Genomic DNA, 1180 nt, shown 5'->3' with positions numbered 1-1180 from the left:
CGGTAGCTGGGGGATATTGGCGACCGACGACAACGCGGCAAGGCGCGGTGCCAGACGACCCGGGCCCGGCCATGATCCGCCGGACACCCCCTAGGGGGCACCCGGGGCGGGGCGGCGCGAGACCGGGGCTCGGCGCGCGTCCGAGCCCCGGTTCAGGGGATGGGAGTCCGTCGGCGCCCGGCGTTCACCCTGGACGCGCGGGCGTGATGCGGCGGGTGGCGGAGCGCAGTGCGAAGGCCATCACCACTTCGAACACGCCCAGCAGGACGAGCCAGAGTCCGAGGAGCCGTGTCAGGGCGACCGCGGAGTCCACCGGGAAGCAGAGCACGACGATTCCGGCGACGGTGCCGAGAACTCCCAGGCCGAAGCGCAGGCCCCGGTGCACGAGCGCGCGGTCTGCGATCGCGGTGTATGCCGTGAGCACTCCGGTCAGCAACCAGAACACCCCGAGGATCAGGGACAGCGCGCCGATCGTCTGCATCGGATGCCGCAGTACCAGGACGCCCGCCAGGAACGCCAGTATGGCGACCAGGACGCCCGCCACTCTGCTGCCGCCGTCGCCGCTGTGCGAGAAGGCCGTGACGAACCGGAAGGCACCCGCCACAAGGAGCTGCAGACCGATGATGACGGCCAGGATGTGCAGCGTCTCGTCGGGCCAGACGAGTACCAGGATGCCCGGAATCAGGGTCGCGAGGGCGAAGCCGAGTGCCCAGTGCCAGGAGCGTCCAAGCTGCTCGAGGACGTCCTCGGGGTCGCTCTGCGTGTGCTGCGGTGCAGCGTCGGGGGGTACGGTCATCACGCCTCCCAGGCCGGCCGGGCGCCCCTCGGGGCACCTCGAAGCCGCCGGTCGTACCGTTGTTTACCGTTCCAGCCCATTTTAGATAGTTGTGGTGCAGCGCGCCCCTCCGGCGGACGAGCCGATGCGCCTCCCGGGTGCTGGTCCGCCGTCGCGTACCGACTCCGGGAAAACAAAAAGGCCCCCGCCACAAGGCGGGGGCCTTTTCACTGGAGCCCTTTAACGGAATCGAACCGTTGACCTTCTCCTTACCATGGAGACGCTCTACCGACTGAGCTAAAAGGGCGGGTTGTTCGGCGGCGTCCTACTCTCCCACAGGGTCCCCCCTGCAGTACCATCGGCGCTGAAAGGCTTAGCTTCCGGGTTCGGAATGTAACCGGGCGT

At 68.6% G+C, this 1180-nt stretch carries 1 protein-coding gene, 1 tRNA gene and 1 rRNA gene; all 3 read right to left on the bottom strand.

Annotated features, from left to right (window positions below; genetic code table 11):
• Positions 1–184 precede the first annotated feature (184 nt).
• A complete protein-coding gene (locus AB0I68_RS39130; RefSeq protein ID WP_363182216.1) occupies positions 185–796 on the bottom strand; it encodes a DUF308 domain-containing protein in 612 nt (203 codons plus the stop codon).
• A gap of 210 nt (positions 797–1006) precedes the next feature.
• Positions 1007–1082 (bottom strand) — tRNA-Thr (locus AB0I68_RS39125).
• Between the two features lie 5 nt (positions 1083–1087).
• Positions 1088–1180, bottom strand: a 5S ribosomal RNA gene (gene rrf / locus AB0I68_RS39120); the annotation flags it as partial.

Source organism: Streptomyces sp. NPDC050448 (genome assembly GCF_040655295.1).
Classification (GTDB): domain Bacteria; phylum Actinomycetota; class Actinomycetes; order Streptomycetales; family Streptomycetaceae; genus Streptomyces.
The sequence above is the reverse complement of the archived record's forward strand: the minus strand, read 5'-3'. Positions and strand labels throughout refer to the sequence as shown.